The organism is Pseudomonas sp. SJZ077 (genome assembly GCF_007993905.1).
Classification (GTDB): Bacteria; Pseudomonadota; Gammaproteobacteria; order Pseudomonadales; family Pseudomonadaceae; genus Aquipseudomonas; species Aquipseudomonas mandelii.
In genome coordinates this window covers 509,345-535,492 of the sequence record NZ_VIUJ01000001.1, presented here as the reverse complement: position 1 = coordinate 535,492, position 26,148 = coordinate 509,345, and the positions used below count along the sequence as shown (strand labels likewise).

Below are 26,148 nucleotides of genomic sequence, written 5' to 3'. Positions count from 1 at the left end.
CCGGCAGTTGTATTGCCACCCGGCCCTGATCTCAAATTCGACCCGTGCTGCATCGAAGTGATCGGCGGTGCCGTTGGCCTGCGTTATTGAATGGATACCTCATAAGTTTGCGTGCAGCGAACGACCCGCTTGCCCGGCGTGTAGAGGTTTTCGAGCAAGGATCCATTGTCGGCTATCGGCTGATAATATTGGGTGTAGGTAAATTGACGGGGCTGATGATGGGTAGATGATCGAATCAGCCAAGTACGAGTCAGGTAGTCAATGGATACTTGTTGGCGGTCGAAAGCACAGTCCGTACTGTCGATCTCTCCGCGCCTGAACCTTAAGGTGTACCCGAAATAGACCCTGTCGGATTTATGATAGGGGAGACGCTCGCCGTTCTCATTGAAATAAGGAAGGAGTGTATTTGACTCGACGTCAGTCAGAGTGAACCAGTTTTCGGACATTCGAAGGTCGGTTTTATTGAAAACATTTATGGGGGCTATGCCATAAAAATGAGCAGCACTTGTGCCAGCACTACTTGATCCAGTGATTCCAATATAGGGTGCTGGTATAGAGAAAAAATAAATGGTGCCTAGCAGCATTACATGTGCAACGACAGCAATTGAGAGGCGAGACGGTCGATTGACAGGAGTAGACTGGGTGTCGTGATTGACTTTGGGCCTTGCCAGCGTGCAAACACCAAATAGCTCTCGCCGTCTTACTGCAATGATTCGGTAGATACCTGCACCGGTGCCGAATAACCGGCCGAGCCAAAGCAGCGGGCTGACAGGCCACAGCAGAACCAGGTGAATGGCTAGTTTGCAGTAAAGATCATAACCGCCGAACGTTTTCCCGGTTTCTTCATTGACTCCATAAAGATCCGTCAAGGCTTCTTCATTGCTTATATTGTATTTTAGAAGCTGGTCGGCACTCTTTGATACGGGCATAAGACGTATACGGTTGAAGACGTCCAGATAAGTGAGGACTTGAACCGTTTTGTCGCACATGTTGCACTTGTCATCATAGAACAGCAAAAGTTTTGGTTTTGAACTAACGCCAAGCGATGGCCAGAAAATGGCTGCCCACAATACAAATTCGATTTCTCCTAGCGATCCAAGGTTCAGGACGAACATCGACAGGGAAAAGAACATCAATGCCCAGACAATTACATACTTACGCCACAGGCCGCCCAGTAGCGTAAACGGCAGGATGGTGGCATACCAGGCCATCATGAGCCAAAGTGTATATTTGGCGATCAAGGTCGCTAAGTTATGGGACACGAAAATTGCTTCGAACCCGGCATGCCATTGAGACATGAAATTATTGCTCAACAACAACGGACCGGCGATTCCGGTCGTCCAAGCGGGTTCGTTAATGTGCATGGAAAGCGAATACACACACACCAGCCAGTAGGAGAATAAGGCGGCGAATTTTGCCAGTGCAATGGTAATCTTGTCTGGTGGTGCCTTGGTGTAAAGCAGCACCGCTGGGCTCACATTCCAGCGTTTTATAATCAGTGCATCCACTGAGAGATACTTGCCGGCGCTGGTTAGTAATAAAAGAACACTCAGGATTGCAGCAATATCATTGCCCAGTGTGCTGGTGCCGAGGACGCTTTCTCCGACTTGCCACATTACAAATATGGAAAATGCCAACGCAACCTGGGTGAACAGTCCAACCATCAACATGAAAGAGGCAATGATGTCTAGTGCACTAAACAGGCCAATCAAGCCTAAGCGTTCTTCAGGCAGCAGCAGTAATTGTATGTTAGTTGCTCTGAGTAGCAGGATCAGTCCAAACAGCGCCCGCAAAATTGAAAATTTGTAATGTTCGTTGTCGGATACAGGCGGGAATGCCTTGATCAGCAGTTTCTTCCCCCATTGCTCCGCGATGACTGGGGCTGCAGGTATGAAGCGCAAAATCGCATAAACAGCTGCGAAACTAAACAAGTAGAACACGCACATCTGTGTGTAAAAAGGTAAAGTCATTTCGCTCTCGTCATTTTTTAATCTTTGTATTGTCAGCTGTGCGGCGATCTAATTGGTACCGCAGCTGCCAGCGGCCCGTGCAGTGAGCCGAATATTCCAAAGTATCCCCGGTGTCGTTGAGCAGCCCCCAGGGCTTTATTCGTCGCGACCTTCCATCATGGTCCGTTTGAGCATCACATACACCGCGCCGGCACCGCCATGTTTCGGTTGGCAAGAGGTGAAGCCGAGTACTTGGGAATGCTGACGCAACCACGTGTTGACGTGGCTTTTGATCATCGGCCGCTTGCCGTCCAGACGCACGGCTTTGCCGTGGGTGACACGCACACAGCGGATTTCGAATTTGGTTGCTTCAGCCAGGAACGCCCAGAGGGTTTCCCGGGCCTTTTCCACCGTCATGCCATGCAGGTCGAGGCTGCCTTCGAACGGAATCTGTCCGATCTTGAGCTTGCGTATCTGGCTTTCCTGAACGCCGTCACGGGCCCACATCAACTCGTCTTCCGGGCCGACGTCGATCACGAACTGATCGGACAGACCATCAACGGTGGTGGCATCGGTGCGAACGGTCGCGGCCTGACGCAACTTGGCGATTTGCGCGCGGTCGGCCTTGGGTTTGCCGGTTTCGGCGCGATCGTGCTTGATCGGCTTGACGCCTTGGATCGCACTTTTGAACAGGGAAAAATCGTCGTCTTGCATGTCAGCCTCCGCGAAGGGCGGCCAGTTTACCCAAGTCGAGGCACTATCCATAACAATTGAGGCCCGCCTAAAAGCCGGGCCTTCGATTCAATCGTGTTTTTTCATCAGGTGCGGGGACATGTTCAGCTCTCGCGATTGGCGCGAACGACGCCGGCAACGACGCCACAGCCACACACCGATATAAAGCACAAACAGGCCAACCGCCAGAATGATCGCCGAGCCCAGCGGGCTGGCATTCAATTCGCCCAGGGCCGGAGGGCGGCCGAGCAGGCTGGCGGCGCCGGCCATTGCCAGCAACACACCGCACGTCGCCAGCAAGGCAGCAAAGGCTGCGCCGAATCGAAAACGCCAGTTGCGTTGGCCCTTGGGCCGCAAGCGGCGTGCGTCAAAACCATCGGATAACTTCATTCCGACCTTCCTCAATGGGTATCGGCCCTTCGACCGGGAGTTGTCCGGGTTGTTCCTGAGGCTAAGTCAATTGCAGCAAATGAGAGGCTTTTGCGGATGAGCGGCGGTATTGACCGCTCTTCGAGGCCGATCAGATCAGTTCATGAGTAAGCGCGAGGGTGGCGAAGTTGTCCGCCATGATCGCCATTTCGGTGTGCTGAACATGCTCGGCTGTGAGTACGCCACCTTTGTAGGGCAGATCGCGAGTCGCGCAGGCGTCTTCAACCAGGGTGCAGCGAAAGCCCAGGTTCTTTGCCGCACGCACGGTGGTGCTGACGCTGGAGTGACTCATGAAGCCGCACACGATCAGGTCCAGAGAGCCGAGTTCTTGCAGTCGATCGTACAATGGGGTGCCGTGAAACGCACTCGGCAGCAGTTTGCCGATAATGGTTTCGTCCGCCAGCGGCTCCAGGCCCGGGATAAACTCACCGCGCTCGCCCTGTGGATCGAACAGCCCGCCCACGGTGCCGAGATGGCGCACATGCACGATCGGACGACCGGCGGCACGGGCAGCGGCCACCAGTTGCTTGATGTTCGCGACGGCAGCATCCATGCCGGTCAGGGCCAGCGGGCCGCTGAGGTATTCTTTCTGGGCATCGATGATGACAAGGGTCGCATGACCCAGATTGGCTGCTGCGTAACCGCGGCCGCTGAGTTGAAACATCGTTTTTGGAACGGACATTCTGGGGCTCCTTGGAGTGGGGCTTTTGCGACATTGTCCTCTGGCTGAGCGGTTCTGTGAATCGCTACTATCGCAGGCGCCGTCGTTGCTGGCGTGCAGCCTTGTCAAGATGCAGGTTTTGTTCAATAGCCAACAGTGAAAATGGACATGTCCTACATCTGATCTGCTGTTTTCCCGCGTCGTCGTGGCGCGTTTTGGCTGTTAGAATCGCCAGTCGTTTTTTCTGGAGTTTACCCCCGTGATCACTTCCCGCCTTCGTACCCTGCGTGACCATATCCGTTGGGCCGTCAGCCGCTTCCATGGGGAGGATCTGTTTTTCGGCCATGGGACCGACAACGCCTGGGACGAAGCCCGTCAACTGGTGTTGGGTGCCTTGCACTTGCCGTGGGAAATCGCCGACAGCTACCTCGACTGCGCCTTGGAAGATGACGAACTGGTCAATCTGCAACGCTTGCTCAAACGCCGCATCGAAGACCGCATTCCGACCGCCTACCTGCTGGGCGAAGCGTGGTTTTGCGGGATGTCGTTCATTGTCGACGAACGTGTGCTGATCCCGCGCTCGCCGATTGGCGAGCTGATCGAAAAGCGTTTCGAGCCGTGGCTGGGGGCCGAGCCGGCGCGGATTCTCGACCTGTGCACCGGTTCCGGTTGCATCGGTATCGCCTGCGCCTACGAATTCCAGAACGCCGAAGTCGTGCTGGCTGATCTGTCGTTCGAAGCGCTGGAAGTGGCCAACCAGAACATCGAGCGCCATGGCGTTGATGAGCGGGTGTACACCGTTCAGGGTGATGGGTTTGACGGCTTGCCGGGTCAGCGTTTCGACCTGATCGTGTCGAACCCGCCTTACGTTGACGCGGAAGATTTCGCCGACATGCCGGACGAATATCAGCATGAACCTGAACTGGGCCTGGCCTGCGGTGATGATGGTTTGAACCTGGTGCGACGGATGCTCGCTGAAGCAGCGGATCATTTGACCGAGAAGGGCTTGCTGATAGTTGAAGTGGGCAACAGCCAGATTCACGTTGAGGCGCTGTACCCGGAAGTCGACTTCGCCTGGCTCGATTTCGAGCGCGGTGGGCATGGTGTGTTCATGTTGAGTGCGGAGCAGTGCCGCGATCATCAGGCCCTGTTCGCTTCCCGCGTCTGACTATAGGGCGCTTTCGCAGGCAGGCCTCGTTCCTACAGGTCTTGTGTGTGCCGCATCATTTGGGCACGACGCAAAATCGGTGGGAACGTGGCTTGCCCGCGAAGACCGCGCCGCGGTCTCGGATCGTTACCGGTGCGTAGCAATCCAGATCAGTAACCCCGCCTGAAACACCGCAAACGCCACCAGGCACGTAATGGTAAAGCGCAGACCGGCGTCTTCACGCTTGTACTTGCTGACCTTCTCTTCGTGTTTCTTCAGCTTCACTTCCTGCTCGGCCAGATTCTGCTCGGCCTGTTGAAGCATCTGCGCGGCTTCGAGTATTTCCACCACTTGCAGCTTTTCGCTGTTCCAGTCACCCAGCAGGTCTTCGACCTTTACTTCTTTGACGCTGCCTTTCAAATGCTGGGCGTCGGCGTAGACCACTTCAAAACCATGGGCCTTGAGAAAGTGATCGCGGCGCAGGCGCGTGTCTTCGTTCAACGCATCTTTATTGTTCAAATCCGTGCCGTCGACGGTGTAGCCAGGCCAACGTTTCTTCGCCCAAGTGATGCCCTGGGCGGCCATGAACCGGCCGATGCCACGGTTCATCGGTTCAATCTGCAAACCGCTTTCAGGCTCGAAATGCACACGCTTGGCGGTGTGATCGACCCACACGTCCAGATGGTTCTGCTCTTTGCGCACGCGCTGGCCGGGCAGCTTGATGCTCATGCGCATCAGGCTGTGGTCCTTGCTGTGGCGGTCGGCGTAACCGAATTCGACAAAGCGCAATGGCCGCCCACCGGTATTGCGGTCGGTTTGCAGCGGCGCCAGGCGGAGCATCTTGTGGTGCTCGACGTGAACGTCCGCCCACGGCAGCTCGACCGCTGGCGGTGTGTCTTTTTCAGCGGTCGTGTCGGGTGAAGTCTGGGTATCAGTCATAACGGCGAGATCCTGTCCAAGCTCTGCTTGTCGTCAGTCATAGCGCTGGCGACAAAGGCTTATCGGCCGTTTTTTTCAGGACTGGAGGGTGAGTAGTGGCTAACTGGTGCGAAGTCCGTCAATAAACTCGAGGATTCGCGCGCCGAGTTCGGCGGCCAACGGCAATTGCGGGTCCTTGTAAGAGGCCATTTGTCGTTTCACGTCGTTGGGCACGATGCGCATGACGTGGTTCATGCCTTCGATCAGCGCCAGTTCGGCGTCCGGTTTGGCCGCCTTGAGCATCCTGGCGTCACCGACGCCGACCTGAATGTCGTTGCTGCCCTGGATGATCAACGCCGGCATTTTCAATTTGGCGAACGCTGCCTCCGGGTCCTGACGGAACAGCGAAATCAGATACGGCTGCACGCTCGGGCGGAAAATCACCTGTAACTGCGGCGGCACGTTGTCGTCGGTTTTGCCGGCCTTGAGGCTGTCGAGCAGTTCATTGCTGCGCAGCATCAACGGCGGTGGCAGGCGATTGCTCAATTGCTGACGCAACACCTGGTCGATCGGCCGGGCGCTGCCCGACATGGAGATGACCGCGGCGGTATCGACGCTGGGCGCCGCAAGGCTGGCGATCAAGGCGCCTTCGCTGTGGCCCAGCAGAATCAGCTGGCCAAAGCGCGGGTCGGTTTTGAGCTTGCGGCCCCAGGCCTCGGCGTCGGCGACATAAGCTTCCACCGACAGATTGCGCTCGTCCGGCGTCGCTGCGAGGCTCGCCGCCACGCCGCGCTTGTCGTAACGCACGCTGGCGATGTTGTGTTTGGCCAGCACCCAGGCCAGCCGCTTGAGGCTGTCGTTACGGCCGCCGTCGGGGTTGTTTCCGTCACGATCCGTAGGACCGGAGCCGGAAATGATCAGGACAACGGGCACGGGGGTGTCGGATTTAGGCAGCAACAGCGAGCCGAAAAGCTCCCCGGTGCCGGTATCCAAAGTGATCGGGCGTTGCAGGACAGTGGCCTGGGCAAAGCCGGTAAACAGGGTAAGGCTCAAGGCTAGAACTCGCAGCATCATCACGCCATCATTCACAAAGGTGCCGGTTGGACTCGCGGGCACCCATAAGGTTCGAGGATGAACTACTTGGGTAGCCTGCGTATACTGGCGCGCATTACGTATTCAGGTTCATTTCACGGAGCGTCCTGCATGTCCGGCAATACCTACGGCAAGCTGTTCACTGTCACCACCGCGGGCGAAAGCCATGGTCCGGCGTTGGTCGCCATTGTCGACGGCTGCCCGCCGGGGCTGGAGATTTCCGTTGAGGATCTGCAGCGCGATCTGGATCGCCGCAAACCCGGCACCAGCCGCCACACCACGCAGCGCCAGGAAGCCGACGAAGTCGAAATCCTCTCCGGCGTGTTCGAAGGTCGCACCACCGGTTGCGCCATCGGCCTGTTGATCCGCAATACCGACCAGAAGTCCAAGGACTACTCGGCGATCAAGGATCTGTTCCGCCCGGCCCACGCCGACTACACCTATCACCACAAATACGGCGAGCGCGATTACCGCGGTGGCGGACGCAGTTCCGCCCGCGAAACCGCCATGCGTGTAGCCGCTGGTGCGATTGCCAAGAAATACCTGGCCAGCCAGGGCATCGTCATTCGCGGCTACATGAGCCAGCTCGGCCCGATCGAGATCCCGTTCAAGACCTGGGATTCGGTGGAAGAGAACGCGTTCTTCAGCCCGGACCCGGACAAGGTGCCGGAGCTGGAAGCCTACATGGACCAGCTGCGCCGCGATCAGGATTCGGTCGGCGCCAAGATCACCGTCGTCGCCGAAGGCGTGATGCCAGGCCTCGGCGAGCCGATCTTCGACCGCCTCGACGCCGAACTGGCCCATGCGCTGATGAGCATCAACGCCGTGAAAGGCGTGGAAATCGGTGCCGGTTTCGCCAGCGTCGCCCAGCGCGGTACTGAACACCGCGACGAAATGACTCCGGAAGGCTTCCTCAGCAACAACGCGGGCGGCATTTTGGGCGGGATCTCCTCCGGTCAGCCGATCGTTGCGCACCTGGCCCTCAAGCCGACCTCGAGCATCACCACGCCGGGCCGCTCGATCGACGTTCATGGCAACCCGGTGGACGTCATCACCAAGGGCCGTCATGACCCCTGCGTCGGCATCCGCGCCACGCCGATCGCCGAAGCGATGATGGCTATCGTGCTGATGGATCACCTGTTGCGTCATCGCGGGCAGAATGCCGACGTGCGCGTGAGCACGCCGGTGCTGGGTCAGCTTTAATGGCTGACCTCAACGCCGCTGCGGTCTGACGACGTGGCGGCGCTCCCATACTGGCGGCTCTCCAGTTTCTATCTGTTCTATTTCGCCTTGCTCGGTTCGACAGCGCCGTTTCTGGCGCTGTACTTCGATCACCTGGGCTTTTCCAGCGCGCGCATCGGCGAACTGGTGGCGATCCCGATGCTGATGCGTTGCGTGGCACCGAACATCTGGGGTTGGCTGGGTGACTACACCGGCCGGCGCCTGGCCATCGTGCGCTTTGGCGCCGTCTGCACCCTGCTGACGTTTTCGCTGATTTTCGTCAGCCAGACCTACGCCTGGCTGGCGATGGTCATGGCGTTGCATGCGTTCTTCTGGCACGCAGTGTTGCCGCAGTTCGAAGTCATCACCCTGGCGCACTTGAAAGGGCAGACGTCGCGCTACAGTCAGATCCGCCTCTGGGGGTCCATCGGTTTCATCATCACCGTGGTCGCGCTCGGCCGGATGTTCGAATGGCTGAGCCTCGACATTTACCCGGTGGCGCTGGTGCTGATCATGGCCGGCATCGTCGTCAGCAGCCTGTGGGTGCCCAACGCTCAACCGGTTCAGGGCGAACGCATTGCCGGAGACGGTTTTCTCAGGCAATTGCGCAATCCCGGCGTGTTGGCGTTTTACGCTTGCGTGGCGCTGATGCAGGTGAGCCACGGGCCTTATTACACCTTTTTGACGCTGCACCTCGAACGGCTCGGTTACAGTCGAGGCGTGATCGGCATGCTCTGGGCGGTCGGCGTGGTTGCCGAAGTCCTGATGTTTCTGGCCATGAGCAAAATCCTCGCGCGCTTCTCGGTGCGTCGGGTGCTGCTGGTGAGTTTCCTGCTGGCGGCCGTGCGCTGGTTGCTGCTGGGCTCGCTGGCCGAATTCCTTTGGGTGCTGCTGTTTGCCCAAGTGCTGCACGCTGCAACATTCGGCAGCTTTCACGCCGCTGCCATCCAGTTCGTGCAACGTAGCTTCGGTGCGCGTCAGCAAGGTCAGGGCCAGGCGCTTTACGCCGCGCTCGCCGGCACTGGCGGCGCATTGGGCGCGTTGTATTCCGGCTACAGCTGGAACGCCCTCGGGGCCACGTTCACCTTTAGTATTGCCAGTCTCGCAGCCTTCGCCGCTGCCGTTATCATTGCCACACGCATGCAAGAGGACAGGCCATGAGCCTTACCCGTGAACACCTCGCCCAGGAAATCATCGACGCCGGGCGTTTTCTGTACGGTCGCGGCTGGTCGCCGGCCACCAGCAGCAACTACTCGACCCGCCTGTCGCCGACCGAAGCGCTGCTGACCGTGTCCGGCAAGCACAAAGGCCAGCTGGGTGTGGATGATGTGCTGGTCACCGACCTGTCGGGCAACAGCCTGGAACCGGGCAAAAAACCGTCCGCCGAAACCCTGCTGCACACCCAGCTCTACAGCTGGCGCCCGGAGATCGGCGCGGTGCTGCACACCCATTCGGTGAACGCCACGGTGCTGTCGCGCCTGACGCCAGAAGACTTCATCGAGTTCGAAGATTACGAACTGCAAAAAGCTTTCAGCGGCGTCTCGACCCACGAGTCCCGGGTGCGCGTGCCGATTTTCGACAACGACCAGGACATTGCGCGCCTCGCCGCCAAGGTGCAGCCTTGGCTAGAAGCCCATCCCGATTGCGTCGGCTACCTGATTCGCGGCCACGGCCTCTACACCTGGGGCGCGCGCATGAGCGACGCCCTGCGGCAGATCGAAGCGTTTGAATTTTTGTTCGAATGCGAGTTGAAGATGCGCGCGGTTTTGAACCGTCAAGCATGAACCGCAACGCATGAACCGTTAAGGAGTTGCCCTGATGAGCAGCCTGTCCGTTTACCACGTCTCAAACCCTGATCTTCCGAACAAGGTGCTGACCCATTTCGAAGACATCGCCTCGACCCTGGCCGAGCAGGGCGTGCGTTTCGACCGCTGGCAAGCTACCGCGAAAATCCAGCCGGGCGCCAGTCAGGAAGAAGTGATCGCGGCGTACCAGGAACAGATCGACAAACTGATGACCGAGCGCGGTTACGTCACCGTCGACGTGATCAGCCTGAACAGCGATCACCCGCAAAAAGCCGAACTGCGCGCCAAGTTCCTCGACGAACACCGCCATGGCGAAGACGAAGTCCGATTTTTCGTCGCCGGCCGTGGGCTGTTCACCCTGCACATCGACGATTACGTTTACGCGGTGCTCTGCGAGAAGAACGACCTGATCTCCGTACCGGCCGGCACGCCGCACTGGTTCGACATGGGCGAGCATCCGCACTTCGTCGCGATCCGACTGTTCAACAACCCTGAAGGCTGGGTTGCCAACTTCACCGGCGAAGACATCGCCAGCCGCTTCCCGCGTCTTGAGGACTGAGCCGATGCCGATCAAAGCGATTCTCACCGACATCGAAGGCACCACCAGCGCGGTGAGTTTTGTGTTCGACGTGCTGTTTCCGTATGCCGCCAAACACCTGCCGGAATTTGTTCGCCAACACGCCGGGCGCGCAGATGTGGCCGAGCAACTGGCCGCCGTGCGCCGTGACAGCAACGAACCGGACGCCGACGTTGAGCGGGTGATCGAAATCCTGCTGGGCTGGATTGCCGAAGACCGCAAGGCCACGCCGCTGAAAGCATTGCAAGGCATGGTCTGGGAGCAGGGCTATCAGGCCGGACAGTTGAAAGGTCACGTTTACCCGGACGCCGTTGAAGCGCTCAAGCGCTGGCATCAGGACGGTTTTAAACTGTTTGTGTATTCCTCGGGCTCGATCCAGGCACAAAAGCTGATCTTCGGTTGCTCGGAGGCGGGGGACTTGTCGCCCTTGTTCAGCGGCTATTTCGACACCACGTCGGGGCCCAAGCGTGAAGCACACTCTTACGAGCGCATCACCCAGGCGATCGGGCTGGAGGCTGCGCAGATTGTGTTTCTGTCCGATATCGTCGAGGAACTGGACGCGGCGCGCGCCGCTGGCATGGCCACTTGCGGACTGGCCCGGGAAGGCGGGGCGCTGGCAGGGCATGTCACCGTCGACAGTTTTGCCCGGATTGATCTTTCCGCCTTTTAACGTCGAAACGACTTACCTGTAGGAGCGAAGCTTGCTCGCGAAGGCGGCGTGTCCGTCAACATTATTGACATCTGCTCCATCGCCTTCGCGAGCAAGCTTCGCTCCTACAAAGGCTCAGTGCAGCTTCAAAAACAAAACAGGCCGTGGAGCGAAAGCTCTCACGGCCTGTTTTTTTACAGCGCGTTTATCTACACAACCGCAAGGTTCACGCCGAGTGATAGGTCGGCAGGGCAAACCGCTGCTGGCTTTGCAGCATGGAGATCTGCGGCAGTTCGCTGGCCTGTTCGGCCAGATCACGGCGAATTGCACTGATCACCCACGACAACTGATCGCCGGCATGCAATTGCTGGTACGAAATCGAACGCTTGAACACTTTGCCTTCGGTGCTGCGCAGGGTCAGCAGAATGCCACCATCCGGACGTGGTTGGGTGTTCACTTCGAAGTTGGAGAACAGGGAGGTAAATTTTTCTTGGATCAGGCTCATGTCTATCAGCTCCGTTAGCACTTGATTGGCAAGCATGGAGAGGTAGTTGCAGTGATTGTGCCAGCACCTGATATTTTTAAAATCGTTATAAATCAATGATTTATATTTTTGGTGGATTTTCGGTTTCGTGCAATCTGCATGAATGGCCATCGTGCATCCTGCATTTTGCGGGGTCGGCCTCGATTGGATGGAACCAATCACCCGCGCTGAGGTTCGCGATCTCGAACGCTCGGGGCGCGGATACAAAACATTTCAAAAACCGCGTGTACAGCTCAAGAACCGCTGACGTATTTTCGGACTCATAGACCGCCGCCCGACAATAAAAAGATCGAACGGGAGCAAGCATGAGCGACACGATTACCTGGAGCATGATGCTCCGCAAACTGCCTTCCATTGCCAAAGCCATTCCTCGGGTGGTGAAGGGCATGAAGGTTGCCAACGTCAAGGATCCGACCCAAGCGTGTGGCCTCGGCTGGACGTTCGAGCAAGCGACCTTGCGCAATCCCGATGGGCCCGCGTTGCTGCAAGGCGACGTGACGCTGAGTTATGCACAGGTCAATCAGTGGGCCAATCGCATCGCCCATCACTTGATTACCCAAGGCATCCGCAAGGGTGATGTGGTGGCGGTTTTTCTCGAGAACCGTCCAGAACTGCTGGTGACGATTCTGGCAGTGGCCAAGGTCGGCGCGATCAGTGCCTTGCTCAATACCTCGCAAACCCGCGACACCCTGGCCCACAGCCTGAACCTCGTGGCGCCTGCGGCGATCATTGTGGGCGAAGAACTGGTCCCGGCTTTCAGTGCCGTCCGCGAGCGGGTGTCGATCGAGCCGACGCGCACCTGGTTCGTCGCCGATCAAGACACCTATCGACATCCCGGCCATGCCCCCGACGGTTTCATCAACCTGATGAGCGCCAGCGCCCAGGCGTCCAGTGAAAATCCGGCCAGCAGCCAGCAGGTTTTCTTCGACGATCCTTGTTTCTATATCTACACCTCAGGCACCACCGGGTTGCCCAAGGCGGGCGTGTTCAAACACGGTCGCTGGATGCGCAGCTCGGCGAGCTTCGGCCAGATCGCCCTGAATATGCAGCCTGAGGATGTCGTCTATTGCACCTTGCCGCTGTATCACGCCACCGGGCTCTGCGTGTGTTGGGGGGCGGCGATCAGCGGCGCCGCAGGATTTGCCATCCGCCGCAAATTCAGCGCCAGCCAGTTCTGGAACGACGTGCGCAAATACCAGGCGACCACCCTTGGTTACGTCGGCGAATTATGCCGCTACCTGGTGGATCAACCACCCACGGCCGAGGACAGCAAACACCGCGTGAGCAAGATGATCGGCAATGGCCTGCGGCCCGGCGCCTGGCGCGAGTTCAAGACGCGCTTTGCGGTTGAGCACATTTGTGAGCTATACGCCGCCAGCGACGGCAATATCGGCTTCACCAACATCCTCAACTTCGACAACACCATCGGTTTTTCCCTGATGGCCTGGGAGCTGGTGGCCTACGACCACGACAGCGGCCTGCCGATTCGTGACGCCAAGGGCTTCATGCGCAAAGTTGCCAAAGGCGAGCAGGGTCTGTTGTTGGCGAGAATCGACGACAAGGCGCCGCTGGACGGTTACACCGATCCGCAGAAGACTGAAAAAGTCGTGCTCCACGACGTGTTCACCCGGGGCGACCGTTACTTCAATACGGGCGATCTGCTGCGCAATATCGGTTTTGGCCATGCGCAGTTTGTTGATCGGTTGGGGGACACCTATCGCTGGAAGGGTGAGAACGTCTCGACGACCGAGGTCGAGAACATCTTGCTGCAACACCCGAATATTTCAGAAGCCGTGGCGTATGGCGTGGAAATCCTGAACACCAACGGACGTGCCGGCATGGCCGCGATCACGCCAGCCGAATCCTTGGCAACCCTGGATTTCAGCGAGTTACTGGCGTTTGCCCGCGAGCAAATGCCCGCGTATGCGGTGCCGCTTTTCCTGCGGGTGAAAGTGAAAATGGAAACCACCGGGACCTTCAAATACCAGAAAACCCGGCTCAAGGACGAAGCCTTCGACCCCGGCAAAACCGGCGATGACCCGATCTACGCCTGGCTGCCCGGCACCCAGACTTACGTGCAAGTCACCGACCAGATCCTGGCGGATATTCGCGGCGGCAAGTACCGCTATTGAATGTGGCTATGGCGGCTCTTGAGAAAAAAGAAGTGACAGCCTTGGGGCTGCTCGGGAAACTGTCGGCTTTCCGAATGACAGACAGTGGAGTCCCCGATGTCAGACCAAAGCCGCCAGATGACCCCCGAAGAAGCCGCTGAATTTGCCGAACAGGTATTCAACAAGGCACGCGAGGGCGATGCGGCCATGATGGCTGCGTTGCTGACCAAAGGCCTGCCGCCGAACCTGCGCAACCACAAGGGCGACACCTTGCTGATGCTCGCCGCCTACCACGGCCACGTGGAGACGGTGAAAGTGCTGCTGGAACACAAGGCCGACCCGGAAATCCGCAACGACAATGGCCAGAGCCCGATTGCCGGCGCCGCGTTCAAGGGCGACCTGGCGGTGGTCAAGGCGTTGGTCGAGGGTGGCGCACAAGTGGAAGGCTCATCCTTCGACGGCCGCACCGCGCTGATGATGGCGGCGATGTTCAACCGCGTTGAAATCGTCGATTACCTGATCAGCAAAGGCGCCGATCCGAAAGCCAAGGATGCCAATGGCGTCACCGCGCTGGACGCCGCGAAAACCATGGGCGCGGTCGATACCACCGCGCAGTTGCAAAAACTGCTGGCGTGAGTACGCACGCTCCCCTGTGGTGTCGAGGCTTTTGTGGAGAGGGAGCTTGCTCCCGCGGGGCTGCGAAGCGGAAAAACCATTCACCGCAGTAGATCAGGTCGACCGCTTTCACCTGATTGACGACTGCTTTGCCGCCGAGCGGGAGCAAGCGCCCTCGCCACGCAGTTTTGGTCTGCTCGGTAACTCTCTCCGAATGCGCTATCCTTCGTGCCCTCAAAATTCACTCGCTACAGGATCCGCCCCATGAAAGCCGCACTCGTCGAACTCATCACTAAAATCAGCTCCGGGTGCATGAGCGATGACGAAATCCTGAAAGTCGCTGACGAAGCGGCTCAGGCCTACGCCGATCCCGAGGCTTTTCTGACGGCCAATCCGGATATCAACTACGACGACTCCTTCCCGATTCCACTGGGCGAGTGGGTTGTAGTGGGCAGTCTGCCGGAAACCGTGCTGTTCCAGGCCGACACCTACGTCGACCTGTTCGCCCAGATCGTCGCCTCGTTCGGCCCCGGCGTTGATTTCAACATCAAACCCAAGCAACTGGCCAAGACCGAAGCCCTGATAGCGCTCAACCGCATTCAGGTGCAGATGGGCAGCATGAACAAGGAAAACGGCGGTTACACGCTGATGAACTTCAGCCAGTTGCTCGACGACGAACTGCAAGTGGTGTTGGTCTACGGCAACGACGTACCGCGCGTGCTCGAGTTGTGCGCGCAAGTGGGTATCACCGCCGCGCCATCGCTCGAAGCCCTGAAAATAGCGGTCCACGTTTAAAATACGGAACCCTCGCAAGGCCCGGCTATCCTAAGAGTGCACACCACTCTTAGGGAGCGACACCATGGGTTCCACGTTCAATGGCCTGATCGGCCTGATTATTCTTGTCCTGGACATTTGGGCAATCATCAACGTGCTCAAAAGTGGCGCTGACACAGGGATGAAAATCATCTGGGTGCTGCTGATTCTGCTGCTGCCTGTCCTGGGCCTGATCATCTGGGCTATCGCCGGGCCCCGGGGCAATGTGCGGATCTGACCCCAACACCGCCCCCCTGTAGCAGCGAGGCTTGCCCGCGAAAAACGATTAAACGGTTTAACAGAGAGACCGAGTTATCGTTCTTCGCGGGCAAGCCTCGCTCCTACAGGTATGTGGGTGTCAGAAGGTTCGACCTGTCATCTTCCGCAACGTAGAATGCGCGCCTTTCCCGGTTAATCGAGCCGATCGATTGGCCATCATGGGCGGGTAACCGTCCGTTGCCACCGCATTCATCGGAGCACTTCCCATGAGCAACATCACCACCAGCGAATACCTGGAAACCCTCTACGAAGGCTACGGCCAGCGTTTTCGCATGGAAAAACTGCTGCACGAAGTGCGCACCGAACACCAGCACCTGGTGATTTTCGAGAACCCGCGCATGGGCCGGGTCATGGCGCTGGACGGCGTGATCCAGACCACCGAGGCCGACGAATTCATCTACCACGAGATGCTCACCCACGTGCCGATCCTGGCGCATGGCGCCGCCAGACGTGTACTGATCATCGGTGGTGGCGACGGCGGCATGCTGCGTGAAGTGGCCAAGCACCGCAGCATCGAGCACATCACCATGGTCGAGATCGACGGCACCGTGGTCGACATGTGCAAGGAATTCCTGCCGAACCACTCCAAGGGTGCGTTCGATGATCCCCGCCTGAATCTGGTAATCGATGACGGCATGCGTTTCGTCGCCACCACCACCGAAAAATTCGACGTGATCATTTCCGATTCCACTGACCCGATCGGTCCGGGTGAAGTGCTGTTCTCCGAAAACTTCTACCAGGCCTGCCGTCGCTGCCTGAACGAGGGCGGCATCCTGGTCACGCAGAACGGCACGCCGTTCATGCAGATCGAAGAAGTCAAAACCACCGCGGGTCGCCTGCGCAGTCTGTTCCCGGACTGGCACTTCTATCAGGCCGCGGTGCCGACCTACATCGGCGGCTCGATGACCTTTGCCTGGGGGGCGACCAACACCGCTTATCGCAAGTTGTCCCGCGAAACCCTGCAACAGCGTTTCGCCGGCAGCGGCATCATCACCCGCTACTACAACCCGGAAATCCACATCGGCGCCTTCGCTTTGCCGCAATACGTGCTGCAAGCGATCAACAAGCCAAGCAACGACTAAACTGAAGATGTACGCATAGCCCCCTTGCAGGAGCGAAGCTTGCTCGCGAAAGCTTCGCTCCTGCAGGTTCCTGTATGTTTTTCATACCTGCATGCGGTAATCCGTTTGAACGATCACTCAGGCCAAACGTCCAGATGCTTGTAAGCCCATTTGCGGGTTTGTTCGAGGAGGCACTGATGCAAAAGTGGAAAATCACTTTCGTGGATGATCACGGTGAAAGAGTCGATGAAGTCTTTGAGTGCGACAAGTGCCCGGATAATGAGCAAGCCGCGAAACTCATCAAAGGCCGGCTCCTTCCTGTCGCCGCTGAGCTGGATCTGAATGATCTGGAAGGGCGCACCGCTGATGCCGGCGTAAAAAGTCTCAAAGCGCAGAACAGCATTCAAATCCTCGTTATCACGCCAATCTGAACAACACCTGTCTCATTCTTATCCAGGCCTTGGCAGCGCCTCCGTCTTGGGGCTACTCTGCAATCGAGATCAGCGAACGGATCGCTAAGGTCTGGACTTGTCAGCTACATGCTTGCTTCCCACCGGCGACCTGGTTGCCGCATCGCTCGCACCAATCGGTTGCGCGTGCCGGGAATACGGAAAGTCTATCCATCATGATTGAGGGGGACGTTTCATGAGCACAGCCTATCAAGAAGACATCAGCAGCAGCGTGTTGCGCCGCATGAAAGAAGGCGGTTTCGATTTTTCACGGTTCCATCCCATCGAGTTCTACGCCATTTTCCCGGACGAGGAGCGGGCACGCAGGGCGGCAGGGCAATACAAAGGTGAATCCTTGAACGCGCAAATCAGTGTGCGCGATGACGGCGCATGGGCGCTCGAACTGAGCAAAGTCATGTACGCCACCTACGATGATATCGGCGATTTCGAACAGGGTTTCGAGGCGGTGGTTGAGCCTCTGGGCGGCATCCTCGAAGGGTGGGGCGTCAAGCAGGAAATACGAGGGCGTCTCGCATAACGTTATGAACAGTGACAACGCTCAGCAACGGCTGACCTTCGGGTTGGCCGTTTTCGTTTGTGGCATCCGCCCCTTGGCAAAACCCTGAAACAAGAATCCCGAGGCAAAAAAAACCGCCTGAGCAGGCGGCTAAAGGGAAGTTCGGTCAGGTTTTGCAGCGGATGCGCGGATTATCCGCACCGCCGGCCGGGCAGTGAAATCAACTCTGACTATGCTGGTGATAGGTGACAACGTCGCCTTGCAATGAAGCGGGGGCGATCAGCGTGGGGCGTTTGCTGCACAGGATTGGTGCGGTGCAAACGGCGTGATTCTCCAACTGATTGATAACAAAGCGTTTCTGCCGATGGCACGGGCCTTGCGATGCCTAGATGTCCGGGTGACAAGGAGTACGGCATGATCCGCACCTATTTTGATGAGATGTACGATGCCGGCGGCCAGGTCCGCCCGCATTATCGGGAGTTTGCCCGTTGGCTGGCCGAGACGCCTGACGAGCTCTTGGCACAACGGCGACGCGAGGCCGATCTGTTATTTCATCGCGCCGGGATTACCTTCACGCTCTACGGTGATGAGCAGGGGACAGAGCGCCTGATTCCCTTCGATACCATCCCGCGCAGCATCCCCGCCAGTGAATGGCGGATCGTCGAGCGCGGCTGTATCCAGCGGGTCAAGGCGTTGAACATGTTCCTCGCCGACCTCTACCACGAGCAGCGCATCATCAAGGCCGGCATCATTCCGGCCGAGCAGGTGCTGGCCAACGAGCAATACCAGCTGGCGATGCAAGGGCTCGATCTGCACCGCGATATCTATTCGCACATTTCCGGTGTCGATCTGGTACGCGATGGCGACGGCACGTACTACGTGCTCGAAGACAACCTGCGTACACCCAGCGGCGTGAGCTACATGCTCGAAGACCGCAAGATGATGATGCGACTGTTTCCCGAGTTGTTCTCGGCCCAGCGCATCGCGCCGATCGACCACTATCCGAACCTGCTGCTCGACACTCTGAAAAGCTCCAGCCCGATCGATAATCCGAGCGTGGTGGTGCTGACGCCGGGTCGCTTCAACAGCGCGTTTTTCGAGCACGCCTTTTTGGCGCGAGAGATGGGCGTGGAGCTGGTGGAAGGCGCGGACCTGTTTGTGCGCGACGACAAGGTGTTCATGCGCACCACGGACGGGCCGAAGGCGGTCGACGTGATTTACCGTCGCCTCGACGATGCATTCCTCGACCCGCTGGCGTTCAACCCGGATTCGATGCTCGGCGTTCCAGGGCTGCTGTCGTCCTACCGAACCGGCAACGTGGTGCTGGCGAATGCCATCGGCACCGGGGTCGCGGACGACAAATCGGTGTATCCGTTTGTCACGGACATGATCCGTTTCTACCTGGACGAAGAGCCGATCCTGAAGAACGTGCCGACGTTCCAGTGTCGCAATCCCTCTGAACTGTCCCACGTGCTGGCCAATCTTCCAGACCTGGTGGTCAAGGAAACCCAGGGCTCCGGCGGTTACGGAATGCTGGTGGGGCCGGCGGCGACCGCAGCGGAAATCGAGTCGTTCCGCGCGCGGATCAAAGCCAAGCCTCATGCGTATATCGCGCAACCGACGTTGTCCCTATCGACCTGTCCGACCTTTGTCGAAAACGGCATTGCACCACGCCATATCGACCTGCGTCCGTTTGTATTGTCTGGCCGCGAAACCCGGGTTGTGCCCGGCGGTTTGACCCGTGTCGCCCTGCGTGAAGGCTCTCTGGTGGTGAATTCTTCCCAGGGCGGCGGAACCAAGGACACCTGGGTGGTCGAGGATTGAAGGAAGCCTGCCATGTTAAGTAGAACTGCCTCGGATTTGTATTGGATGTCGCGTTACCTGGAGCGGGCGGAAAACCTCGCACGGATGCTCGACATCAGTTATTCGCTGTCGCTGATGCCGCAGGACGGTCGCGGTGACGGTCTGCACGAACTGGCCATGCCGCTGCTGATTACCGGCACCCTGGACGATTACCTGGAGCGCCACGGTGATTTGCACGCCGAGCGGCTGCTGCATTTCTTCGCACTGGACGCGGCCAACCCGGCGAGCATCTACAGCTGCCTGGGCGCGGCGCGGGCCAGTGCCCATGCGGTGCGTGGGCGAATCACCGCCGACATGTGGGAAAACATCAACGCCACCTGGCTGGAAATTCGCGGGATCGCCGAGCAAGGCCTGAGTCGCTACGGCATGAGCCGTTTTTGCGAGTGGATCAAGGAACGTTCCCACCTGTTCCGTGGCGCGTCCTACGGCACGATCATGCGTAACGATGCGTTCCGCTTCATTCGCCTGGGGACGTTTATCGAACGGGCCGACAACACGTTGCGCCTGCTCGACGCCCGCTACGAAATGGCCGGCGATCAGGCCGAAGCGGTCAGCGACGGCACTGCTCACGCGTATTACCAGTGGAGCGCGTTGTTGCGGGCGTTGTCGTCGTTCGAGGCCTACACCGAGATCTATCGCGATGCACCCGGTGCCCGGCATGTGGCCGAGTTGCTGTTGCTGCGCGCCGATGTGCCACGTTCCCTGCGTGCCTGCACCGAAGAAATCGACCAGATCCTTGCCCAGTTGCCGGGGGCCAATGGCCGTCCCGCGCAACGTCTGGCGGCGGAGATGGACGCGCGTCTGCGCTACACCGGCATCAACGAAATTCTCGACGAAGGCCTGCACGCCTGGCTGACCGAATTCATCCCGCTGGTGCGCCAGTTGGGTAACGCCATTCACAGTTCCTACCTGGAGGCTGCATGAGACTTTCCATTAGCCACGAAACCACCTATCACTACGAAGATCAGGTGCGGGCGAGCATCCAGTACTTGCGACTGACACCCCACGACAGCGAGCGTCAGCATGTGCTCAGCTGGCAACTCGACCTGCCGCGCCCGGTACGCGCGCAACTCGATCCGTTCGGCAACATCCTGCATGTGCTGACCATGGACGAGCCCCACGAGGCGATCATCATCGGCGCCCGTGGCCAGGTGGACATCGACGAGCTGCGCGAAGCCGAACATGAAAGCCAGTCGGCACTGCCGTTCCTGCGCTTCACGCGCCTGACCGAAGCCGACGAAGCCCTGCGTGCGTTCGCGGAAAAGGAATGTAAAAAACGCCGGGATCGCACGGCGTTGATCGACTTGATGCATGGCCTCAATTCGCACATGACCTACACGCCGGGCTCCACCGAAGTGGATACCAGCGCCGCCCAGGCCTTCGCCGGGCGTTCCGGTGTCTGTCAGGACCACACGCACGCGTTTCTCGCGTGCGCCCGCAGCCTGGGCATTCCGTCACGTTATGTGTCGGGGTATTTGTACAGCGAGAATAGCGAACACCTGGCCAGTCACGCCTGGGCCGAAGCCTGGCTCGATGACGCTTGGTACAGCTTCGATGTGACCAATGAATTGGCCCGGCCGGAACGGCATTTGAAACTGGCGGTGGGCCTGGATTACCTGGATGCCTGCCCTGTACGCAGGATGCGCCGGGGCGGTGGGTGTGAGCAAATGCACGCGAAGGTGTTTGTTTCGCCGACGCCGATGCCAGCGCCGATTATCTCCGTTCAGCAGCAATAACAGGAACACCACGGCCCCCTTGCAGGAGCGAGGCTTGCCCGCGAAGGCGTACTGTCATTCACATTGATGTCGACTGACACTACGCCTTCGCGGGCAAGCCTCGCTCCTACAGGGAATGGATCAGGGCTTAGCTTTGCGCCCAGCCATATGCTTCAAATACCCCACCAGCATTTCCAGATCCCCCTCCGGCAACACCGTCGGCGCAAAACCCGGCATCTTCGCCTGAGGCCACTGGCGCAAACTCTGCGGATCTCGAATGTAGCGCTTCAGAAAATCCGCCCCGAAGTACTCGGTCGGGCTAAACGGAATATTCAGATCCGGCCCGAACTGCGCATCCCCTGCACCGTTCAATCGATGACACGCCAGGCAATTCTTCTGAAACAGCGCAAAGCCTTTGTTCACCGGATCATCCGCCTTCAAGGCCGGATCCGGCAGCAGCGCAGGAAAGCGCTCGGCCACGGGCGCCATGCGCTTGATACTCGCCACTTGAAACGGCCATTGCTCCGGGCTGATGTTGCCGGCTTGCGGATCGACCCACACCAGATAAAACGGCCCGGCACCCGGTTTCCCTTCAGATAACGCCGGCCACGGTTGCGCCGGGTCTTCAATCGCCAGCCACGCGCGCGCGCCCTTGGCGTTCAGCAACGGCGCCGCCGACAGTTCAGCGGCAAATCCGTCCAGCGCCACGGCTTGCAGATGGTCTTCAGGCTTGATGCCGGTCAACAACGCCGCCAACGGAACTGCGCGATAACTCATGTCCCGCTTGTAGGAAACGTCGTCGCTGATAGTGATGGTCTGGACCTGAGGATGCTTGAGCAATTCCTCGGTCTGCCAGGTGCGACTGCTCGCGCCCAGCTCAAGGCTTAGCTGTGCGGCATACGAGGGCGTGCTGAGCATCAAGGCCCCAAAGAGAATGAGCGTTTTCAAATGATCGCCGTCCATGTCGTGCAAGTGCCGCAAAGGTTGGCACACCCACGCTGGCCCGGGTAGCGAGCCAGTCACATTTTTAAGAGGGCGATGTAAAAACCTGGCGCCGTATTATTTGAAGACCGCTTAACCGATCACCTTGGTCAAGTTCGGCAAAATCAACAACAGCGTAGTGGCGAAAAGAATGAGCCCGGCTTGACGTACTTTCGAATGCTTGAACATGGCTTGACCGCCCTTTTTGTTATTTCCTGATGCCTGCCTGCATATCTCCATGACGGCAGAGCGCTGAACTTCCTGTAAGACGAGTGCCTCGGCAAAACCCGACGACAACTTCGTACATGTTCACCTTAGAGCCCGCGTCACGCTTGGTTTAGATCCATTTCGTATGGTTTGCTTGCTTAAAGCTTTTAAAAAGGCATGAGGCCTATTGCCAGCTACTTGGGCGCCCGTTTGCTAGACAGCTTGGTGACGTTAATCGGTTAATCCGCATCCGAGTGACCGTCCGTCTGAGCGTGTCCGTCAACGCCAGTGAGCATTGCGGTCATTGAATCCATGGCGGCTCGGCCTAAGGTGGAAGCTCAGTATTTACTCACCGCCCAGGTTCGAGGACGTCATGACCCAAGCTTTGATTTTCGACGCGTTACGCACGCCCCGTGGCAAAGGCAAGGCCGATGGCGCCTTGCACAGCGTCAAACCAGTAAATCTGGTGGCCGGGTTGCTCACGGCGTTGCAGCAGCGCACGTCGCTGGACACCCGTCAGGTCGATGATGTGGTGCTCGGTTGCGTCACGCCAATTGGCGATCAGGGCTCCGATATCGCCAAGACGGCGGCACAAGTCGCCGATTGGGACGTCAGCGTGTCTGGCGTGCAGATCAATCGCTTCTGCGCCTCGGGGCTTGAAGCCGTGAACCTGGGTGCGATGAAGGTCCGTTCCGGTTTCGAAGACCTGGTGGTGGTCGGCGGCGTCGAATCCATGTCCCGTGTGCCCATGGGCAGCGACGGCGGCGCTTGGGCGCTGGACCCGGAAACCAATCTGCACAGCCATTTCACCCCGCAAGGCGTCGGTGCCGACCTGATCGCCACGATTGAAGGTTTCAGCCGCCAGGACGTCGATGCCTACGCGCTGCATTCCCAGCAAAAGGCAGCGCGGGCGCGGGCCAACGGTTCGTTCAACAAATCACTGGTGCCGGTGCAGGATCAGAACGGCATCATCCTGCTCGATCACGATGAGTTCATCCGCGCCGAATCCACCCTGGAAGGACTGGGCAAACTCAAGCCCAGCTTCGAGATGATGGGGCTGATGGGCTTTGACGCCACCGCGCTGCGCGTTTACAGCCAGGTGGAGCGGATCAACCACGTTCACACACCGGGCAACAGCTCCGGGATCGTCGATGGCGCCGCCCTGATGCTGATTGGCTCCGAAGCCAAGGGCCGTGCGCTGGGTCTGCAGCCTCGGGCGCGGATTGTCGCCACCGCAGTCACCAGCACCGACCCGACCATCATGCTCACCGGCCCGGCGCCGGCCACCCGCAAAGCACTGGCCAAGGCCGGGCTGCGGGTTGAAGACATCGATCTGTTCGAGGTCAACGAAGCCTTCGCCTCGGTGGTACTGAAATTCATCAATGACATGGCCATCGACCCGGACAAGGTCAACGTCAACGGCGGTTCCATCGCCATGGGCCATCCGCTGGGCGCCACTGGCTGCGCCATTCTCGGCACGCTGCTCGATGAACTGGAAACCCGGCGTCTGCGCTATGGCCTCGCGACCCTGTGTGTCGGCGGCGGCATGGGCATTGCCACCATCATCGAACGCCTCTGAGCCCCGACCTTAAGGAACAAGTGACATGACTGAAGCCATTCGTTACGAAAAAGGTCAGGACCAGATCGTCGTCCTGACCATCGACATGCCGGGCCAGAGCGCCAACACCATGAACGCGGTCTATCGCGAGGCCATGGCCGCCTGCGTCGCCCGCCTGGTGGCCGAAAAGGACAGCATTGCCGGGGTCATCATCACCTCGGGCAAGAAAACCTTCTTTGCTGGCGGCGACCTCAATGAACTGATCAAGGTCGGCAAACCCGAGGCCAAGGCCTTTTACGACATGGTCCTGACGCTCAAAGGCCAGTTGCGTACCCTGGAAACCCTCGGCAAACCGGTGGTGGCCGCGATCAATGGCGCTGCGTTGGGCGGTGGCTGGGAAATCTGCCTCGCCTGCCATCACCGCGTCGCGCTGGACAATCCATCCGTGCAACTCGGCCTGCCGGAAGTCACCCTTGGCTTGCTGCCGGGCGGTGGCGGGGTAGTCCGTATGGTGCGCATGCTGGGCATTGAAAAAGCCTTGCCGTACCTGCTCGAAGGCAAGAAAGTCCGGCCGCAACAGGCCTTGCAAGCGGGTTTGATCGATGAACTGGCCGCAGATCGCGATGAATTGCTGAGCAAGGCGCGCGCCTGGATTATTGCCAATCCGGCCGCCGCACAGCGGTGGGACGTGAAGGGTTATCAGATACCCGGCGGCACGCCGTCGAACCCTAAAGTCGCGCAAATGCTCGCCATCGCACCGTCGATCCTGCGCAGCAAAACCCAGGGCTGCATGCCCGCGCCGGAGAAGATTCTCTGTGCCGCTGTCGAAGGCGCTCAAGTGGATTTCGACACCGCGCACCTGATCGAAACCCGCTATTTCACGGAACTGACCACCGGGCAAATTTCGAAAAACCTGATCGGCACCTTCTGGTTCCAGCTCAACGAGATCAACGCCGGCGGCTCGCGGCCCAAGGGGTTTGCACCTTGTGTCACGCAAAAAGTCGGCGTGCTGGGCGCCGGGATGATGGGCGCGGGCATCGCCTTTGTCAGCGCTTCGGCCGGCATTGAAGTGGTGCTCAAGGACATCAACCTCGCAGCAGCGGAGAAGGGCAAGGCCCACTCGGCGGCGCTGCTGGACAAGAAAGTCGCACGCGCCCAGATGCTCCCGCAACAGCGAGAGGCAATCCTGGCGCGGATCCACACCACCGAAAACGATGCCGACCTGGCCGGTTGCGACCTGATCATTGAAGCGGTATTCGAAGATCGCGAGCTGAAAGCCAAAGTCTCCTCGGCGGCACAAAAGGTCGTCGGCCCGGCCGCAGTGATCGCCTCCAACACCTCGACCTTGCCGATCAGCGGCCTGGCCACCGCCGTGCCGGATCAAACGAAGTTCATCGGTCTGCATTTCTTCAGCCCGGTGGAGAAAATGCCGCTGGTGGAAATCATCAAGGGCGCCAACACCAGCGACGAAACCCTGGCGCGCGGGTTCGATTTCGTCCTGCAAATCAAGAAGACGCCGATTGTGGTCAACGACAGCCGTGGTTTCTTCACTTCCCGGGTGTTTGGCACCTTCACCAACGAAGGCATCGCCATGCTCGGCGAAGGCGTGAGTGCACCGATGATCGAGACGGAAGCGCGCAAGGCCGGTATGCCTGTCGGGCCTCTGGCGATCTCCGACGAAGTTTCCCTCAGCCTCATGAGTCATATCCGCCAGCAAACCGCCAAAGACCTGCAAGCAGAAGGGAAACCGCTGATTGAGCACCCCGCGTTCGCCGTGATTGACTTGCTGCTCAACGAATACAAGCGGCCCGGTAAAGCCGCAGGGGGCGGGTTCTACGAGTACCCGGTCGGTGGCCAGAAACATCTGTGGCCTGAGCTGAAAAGCCGTTTCGAGAAAGCCGACGGGCAGATTTCGCCAAAGGATGTGCGCGATCGCCTGCTGTTCGTGCAAGCCATCGAAACCGTGCGTTGTGTGGAGGAGGGTGTGCTGACCTCGACGGCGGACGCCAACGTCGGCTCGATCTTCGGTATCGGCTTCGCGGCCTGGACCGGCGGCGCGCTGCAGTTCATCAACCAGTACGGGGTGAAAGACTTCGTCGCCCGCGCCCAGTACCTGGCTCAGCAGTATGGCGAGCGTTTCGCGCCGCCTGCGTTATTGCTGGAGAAAGCGGCCAAAGGGGAGGCGTTCTAAGGGACGTATGACGCCTTCCGGGGCTTGCCTTGTCACCGTGTTTCGAGGCAGGCTCTGGGGTGTG

General features: G+C 58.9%; 26 protein-coding genes. 18 read left to right on the top strand and 8 right to left on the bottom strand.

The window, feature by feature from the left end:
- Positions 1 to 83: 83 nt before the first annotated feature.
- From FBY01_RS02695 to FBY01_RS02680, 4 genes are all read right to left on the bottom strand, one after another.
- The gene (locus FBY01_RS02695) at positions 84 to 1,970 is read right to left on the bottom strand and encodes a DCC1-like thiol-disulfide oxidoreductase family protein (RefSeq protein WP_145305841.1); all 1,887 of its coding nucleotides are present in this window, start codon (positions 1,968 to 1,970) and stop codon (positions 84 to 86) included.
- Positions 1,971 to 2,105: 135 nt separating this feature from the next.
- Positions 2,106 to 2,663 (bottom strand): Smr/MutS family protein, encoded by a 558-nt coding sequence (locus FBY01_RS02690; protein ID WP_010456652.1) that lies wholly within the window; start codon positions 2,661 to 2,663, stop codon positions 2,106 to 2,108.
- Positions 2,664 to 2,750: 87 nt separating this feature from the next.
- Complete coding sequence (locus FBY01_RS02685) at positions 2,751 to 3,071, bottom strand: hypothetical protein (RefSeq protein ID WP_010456650.1); 321 nt, start codon at positions 3,069 to 3,071, stop codon at positions 2,751 to 2,753.
- Between the two features lie 130 nt (positions 3,072 to 3,201).
- Positions 3,202 to 3,792, bottom strand: coding sequence for a cysteine hydrolase family protein (locus FBY01_RS02680; protein WP_010456648.1), 591 nt, complete (start codon positions 3,790 to 3,792; stop codon positions 3,202 to 3,204).
- A gap of 238 nt (positions 3,793 to 4,030) precedes the next feature.
- On the opposite strand from FBY01_RS02680, the gene prmB reads away from it, so the two are divergent.
- Positions 4,031 to 4,939 (top strand): 50S ribosomal protein L3 N(5)-glutamine methyltransferase, encoded by a 909-nt coding sequence (gene prmB, locus FBY01_RS02675; protein WP_145305843.1) that lies wholly within the window; start codon positions 4,031 to 4,033, stop codon positions 4,937 to 4,939.
- Positions 4,940 to 5,065: 126 nt separating this feature from the next.
- Here the strand turns inward: prmB and FBY01_RS02670 are convergent, their stop codons facing one another.
- Both FBY01_RS02670 and FBY01_RS02665 read right to left on the bottom strand, forming a co-directional pair.
- A complete protein-coding gene (locus tag FBY01_RS02670) occupies positions 5,066 to 5,857 on the bottom strand; it encodes a hypothetical protein (protein ID WP_145305846.1) in 792 nt (263 codons plus the stop codon).
- Between the two features lie 99 nt (positions 5,858 to 5,956).
- Positions 5,957 to 6,910, bottom strand: a complete 954-nt coding sequence (locus tag FBY01_RS02665) for an alpha/beta hydrolase (RefSeq protein WP_145305848.1) — start codon at positions 6,908 to 6,910, stop codon at positions 5,957 to 5,959.
- Between the two features lie 129 nt (positions 6,911 to 7,039).
- Here FBY01_RS02665 and aroC point away from each other — a divergent pair, with 129 nt between their 5' ends.
- The 5 genes from aroC to mtnC are packed head-to-tail and all read left to right on the top strand — an operon-like array spanning position 7,040 to position 11,201.
- Entirely contained in the window at positions 7,040 to 8,131 is a 1,092-nt protein-coding gene (aroC, locus tag FBY01_RS02660; RefSeq protein WP_010456640.1) for a chorismate synthase, read from the top strand.
- 33 nt (positions 8,132 to 8,164) lie between these two features.
- Entirely contained in the window at positions 8,165 to 9,310 is a 1,146-nt protein-coding gene (locus FBY01_RS02655) for an MFS transporter (RefSeq protein ID WP_010456638.1), read from the top strand.
- Positions 9,307 to 9,933, top strand: a complete 627-nt coding sequence (locus FBY01_RS02650) for a methylthioribulose 1-phosphate dehydratase (protein ID WP_010456636.1) — start codon at positions 9,307 to 9,309, stop codon at positions 9,931 to 9,933. Before FBY01_RS02655 ends, FBY01_RS02650 begins: the two co-directional genes overlap by 4 nt.
- A gap of 34 nt (positions 9,934 to 9,967) precedes the next feature.
- On the top strand, positions 9,968 to 10,513 hold the full coding sequence (locus FBY01_RS02645; RefSeq protein ID WP_102595319.1) for an acireductone dioxygenase: 546 nt from the start codon (positions 9,968 to 9,970) through the stop codon (positions 10,511 to 10,513).
- A 4-nt stretch (positions 10,514 to 10,517) separates the two neighbouring features.
- Positions 10,518 to 11,201 (top strand): acireductone synthase, encoded by a 684-nt coding sequence (gene mtnC, locus FBY01_RS02640; protein ID WP_145305850.1) that lies wholly within the window; start codon positions 10,518 to 10,520, stop codon positions 11,199 to 11,201.
- Between the two features lie 205 nt (positions 11,202 to 11,406).
- On the opposite strand, the gene FBY01_RS02635 is transcribed toward mtnC, so the two are convergent.
- Positions 11,407 to 11,685 carry a DUF3509 domain-containing protein gene (locus FBY01_RS02635; protein WP_010456630.1) on the bottom strand — a complete coding sequence of 93 codons (279 nt, stop codon included), beginning with the start codon at positions 11,683 to 11,685 and terminating at the stop codon, positions 11,407 to 11,409.
- 344 nt (positions 11,686 to 12,029) lie between these two features.
- Here FBY01_RS02635 and FBY01_RS02630 point away from each other — a divergent pair, with 344 nt between their 5' ends.
- The 10 genes from FBY01_RS02630 to FBY01_RS02585 all read left to right on the top strand — a co-directional run bounded on the left by FBY01_RS02630 (position 12,030) and on the right by FBY01_RS02585 (position 21,168).
- Entirely contained in the window at positions 12,030 to 13,856 is a 1,827-nt protein-coding gene (locus FBY01_RS02630; RefSeq protein WP_145305852.1) for a long-chain-acyl-CoA synthetase, read from the top strand.
- 96 nt (positions 13,857 to 13,952) lie between these two features.
- Positions 13,953 to 14,471 carry an ankyrin repeat domain-containing protein gene (locus tag FBY01_RS02625; protein WP_010456625.1) on the top strand — a complete coding sequence of 173 codons (519 nt, stop codon included), beginning with the start codon at positions 13,953 to 13,955 and terminating at the stop codon, positions 14,469 to 14,471.
- A 243-nt stretch (positions 14,472 to 14,714) separates the two neighbouring features.
- Positions 14,715 to 15,245: a hypothetical protein gene (locus tag FBY01_RS02620; protein ID WP_145305854.1), complete on the top strand. Its 531-nt coding sequence runs from the start codon at positions 14,715 to 14,717 to the stop codon at positions 15,243 to 15,245.
- Positions 15,246 to 15,309: 64 nt separating this feature from the next.
- Positions 15,310 to 15,501: a PLDc N-terminal domain-containing protein gene (locus FBY01_RS02615; RefSeq protein ID WP_010456621.1), complete on the top strand. Its 192-nt coding sequence runs from the start codon at positions 15,310 to 15,312 to the stop codon at positions 15,499 to 15,501.
- 247 nt (positions 15,502 to 15,748) lie between these two features.
- Positions 15,749 to 16,624 (top strand): polyamine aminopropyltransferase, encoded by an 876-nt coding sequence (gene speE / locus FBY01_RS02610; RefSeq protein ID WP_010456619.1) that lies wholly within the window; start codon positions 15,749 to 15,751, stop codon positions 16,622 to 16,624.
- Between the two features lie 176 nt (positions 16,625 to 16,800).
- Positions 16,801 to 17,034, top strand: a complete 234-nt coding sequence (locus FBY01_RS02605; protein WP_145305856.1) for a hypothetical protein — start codon at positions 16,801 to 16,803, stop codon at positions 17,032 to 17,034.
- Positions 17,035 to 17,248: 214 nt separating this feature from the next.
- Positions 17,249 to 17,590, top strand: coding sequence for a ribonuclease E inhibitor RraB (locus FBY01_RS02600; RefSeq protein WP_010456615.1), 342 nt, complete (start codon positions 17,249 to 17,251; stop codon positions 17,588 to 17,590).
- A gap of 393 nt (positions 17,591 to 17,983) precedes the next feature.
- Entirely contained in the window at positions 17,984 to 19,393 is a 1,410-nt protein-coding gene (locus FBY01_RS02595) for a circularly permuted type 2 ATP-grasp protein (protein ID WP_010456613.1), read from the top strand.
- A gap of 12 nt (positions 19,394 to 19,405) precedes the next feature.
- Entirely contained in the window at positions 19,406 to 20,356 is a 951-nt protein-coding gene (locus tag FBY01_RS02590) for an alpha-E domain-containing protein (RefSeq protein ID WP_010456611.1), read from the top strand.
- Complete coding sequence (locus FBY01_RS02585) at positions 20,353 to 21,168, top strand: transglutaminase family protein (RefSeq protein ID WP_145305858.1); 816 nt, start codon at positions 20,353 to 20,355, stop codon at positions 21,166 to 21,168. Before FBY01_RS02590 ends, FBY01_RS02585 begins: the two co-directional genes overlap by 4 nt.
- Positions 21,169 to 21,288: 120 nt before the next feature.
- On the opposite strand, the gene FBY01_RS02580 is transcribed toward FBY01_RS02585, so the two are convergent.
- Entirely contained in the window at positions 21,289 to 22,110 is an 822-nt protein-coding gene (locus tag FBY01_RS02580; RefSeq protein WP_145306348.1) for a cytochrome c, read from the bottom strand.
- A gap of 598 nt (positions 22,111 to 22,708) precedes the next feature.
- On the opposite strand from FBY01_RS02580, the gene FBY01_RS02575 reads away from it, so the two are divergent.
- Both FBY01_RS02575 and FBY01_RS02570 read left to right on the top strand, forming a co-directional pair.
- Entirely contained in the window at positions 22,709 to 23,914 is a 1,206-nt protein-coding gene (locus FBY01_RS02575) for an acetyl-CoA C-acetyltransferase (RefSeq protein ID WP_145305859.1), read from the top strand.
- 25 nt (positions 23,915 to 23,939) lie between these two features.
- The gene (locus FBY01_RS02570; RefSeq protein ID WP_077748177.1) at positions 23,940 to 26,084 is read left to right on the top strand and encodes a 3-hydroxyacyl-CoA dehydrogenase NAD-binding domain-containing protein; all 2,145 of its coding nucleotides are present in this window, start codon (positions 23,940 to 23,942) and stop codon (positions 26,082 to 26,084) included.
- Positions 26,085 to 26,148: the final 64 nt, after the last annotated feature.

Excerpts from the sequence above, each read along its gene's own strand:
- FBY01_RS02645 (WP_102595319.1), top strand. The coding sequence starts at position 9,968 with ATGAGCAGCCTGTCCGTTTACCACGTCTCAAACCCTGATCTTCCGAAC.
- FBY01_RS02615 (WP_010456621.1), top strand. The coding sequence starts at position 15,310 with ATGGGTTCCACGTTCAATGGCCTGATCGGCCTGATTATTCTTGTCCTG.
- FBY01_RS02570 (WP_077748177.1), top strand. The coding sequence starts at position 23,940 with ATGACTGAAGCCATTCGTTACGAAAAAGGTCAGGACCAGATCGTCGTC.
- FBY01_RS02585 (WP_145305858.1), top strand. The coding sequence starts at position 20,353 with ATGAGACTTTCCATTAGCCACGAAACCACCTATCACTACGAAGATCAG.
- FBY01_RS02595 (WP_010456613.1), top strand. The coding sequence starts at position 17,984 with ATGATCCGCACCTATTTTGATGAGATGTACGATGCCGGCGGCCAGGTC.
- speE (WP_010456619.1), top strand. The coding sequence starts at position 15,749 with ATGAGCAACATCACCACCAGCGAATACCTGGAAACCCTCTACGAAGGC.
- FBY01_RS02680 (WP_010456648.1), bottom strand. The coding sequence starts at position 3,792 with ATGTCCGTTCCAAAAACGATGTTTCAACTCAGCGGCCGCGGTTACGCA.
- mtnC (WP_145305850.1), top strand. The coding sequence starts at position 10,518 with ATGCCGATCAAAGCGATTCTCACCGACATCGAAGGCACCACCAGCGCG.
- FBY01_RS02600 (WP_010456615.1), top strand. The coding sequence starts at position 17,249 with ATGAGCACAGCCTATCAAGAAGACATCAGCAGCAGCGTGTTGCGCCGC.
- FBY01_RS02685 (WP_010456650.1), bottom strand. The coding sequence starts at position 3,071 with ATGAAGTTATCCGATGGTTTTGACGCACGCCGCTTGCGGCCCAAGGGC.
- FBY01_RS02630 (WP_145305852.1), top strand. The coding sequence starts at position 12,030 with ATGAGCGACACGATTACCTGGAGCATGATGCTCCGCAAACTGCCTTCC.
- FBY01_RS02605 (WP_145305856.1), top strand. The coding sequence starts at position 16,801 with ATGCAAAAGTGGAAAATCACTTTCGTGGATGATCACGGTGAAAGAGTC.
- FBY01_RS02650 (WP_010456636.1), top strand. The coding sequence starts at position 9,307 with ATGAGCCTTACCCGTGAACACCTCGCCCAGGAAATCATCGACGCCGGG.
- FBY01_RS02670 (WP_145305846.1), bottom strand. The coding sequence starts at position 5,857 with ATGACTGATACCCAGACTTCACCCGACACGACCGCTGAAAAAGACACA.
- FBY01_RS02620 (WP_145305854.1), top strand. The coding sequence starts at position 14,715 with ATGAAAGCCGCACTCGTCGAACTCATCACTAAAATCAGCTCCGGGTGC.
- FBY01_RS02690 (WP_010456652.1), bottom strand. The coding sequence starts at position 2,663 with ATGCAAGACGACGATTTTTCCCTGTTCAAAAGTGCGATCCAAGGCGTC.
- aroC (WP_010456640.1), top strand. The coding sequence starts at position 7,040 with ATGTCCGGCAATACCTACGGCAAGCTGTTCACTGTCACCACCGCGGGC.
- FBY01_RS02580 (WP_145306348.1), bottom strand. The coding sequence starts at position 22,110 with ATGGACGGCGATCATTTGAAAACGCTCATTCTCTTTGGGGCCTTGATG.
- FBY01_RS02695 (WP_145305841.1), bottom strand. The coding sequence starts at position 1,970 with ATGACTTTACCTTTTTACACACAGATGTGCGTGTTCTACTTGTTTAGT.
- FBY01_RS02625 (WP_010456625.1), top strand. The coding sequence starts at position 13,953 with ATGTCAGACCAAAGCCGCCAGATGACCCCCGAAGAAGCCGCTGAATTT.
- FBY01_RS02575 (WP_145305859.1), top strand. The coding sequence starts at position 22,709 with ATGACCCAAGCTTTGATTTTCGACGCGTTACGCACGCCCCGTGGCAAA.
- FBY01_RS02665 (WP_145305848.1), bottom strand. The coding sequence starts at position 6,910 with ATGATGCTGCGAGTTCTAGCCTTGAGCCTTACCCTGTTTACCGGCTTT.
- FBY01_RS02635 (WP_010456630.1), bottom strand. The coding sequence starts at position 11,685 with ATGAGCCTGATCCAAGAAAAATTTACCTCCCTGTTCTCCAACTTCGAA.
- FBY01_RS02590 (WP_010456611.1), top strand. The coding sequence starts at position 19,406 with ATGTTAAGTAGAACTGCCTCGGATTTGTATTGGATGTCGCGTTACCTG.